The 231-nt window shown below is 37.7% G+C and carries 1 protein-coding gene; it reads left to right on the forward strand.

The genetic code is table 11. From position 1 onward, the window contains the following. Positions 1-189, forward strand: a 189-nt coding sequence (locus NE619_RS18555) for a CDP-alcohol phosphatidyltransferase family protein (protein ID WP_330640884.1), incomplete at its 5' end; no start/stop codon positions are given. Between the last annotated feature and the right edge of the window lie 42 nt (positions 190-231).

Here is a 231-nt window from a genome sequence, read left to right on the forward strand (position 1 = left end):
GCAAGCTATTGGGGAAAATTCAAAACTGTATTTCAGATGGCGATGATCATCGTTCTTATTGCAGATTTAGGCGGTGTGTTCGACTTGATCGGAGAAATTCTTATTTGGGCAGCAGTGGCACTTACGATCATTTCTCTGATCGATTACGTGTGGAAAAATAAACAGGTACTTACACAAGGTGGGATGTAAACATGTATCTTGAATGGTATTTAAAAGAAAAAAAAGCATATG

Source organism: Anaerovorax odorimutans (assembly GCF_024459955.1).
Taxonomy (GTDB): Bacteria; Bacillota; Clostridia; order Peptostreptococcales; family Anaerovoracaceae; genus Hominibacterium; species Hominibacterium odorimutans_A.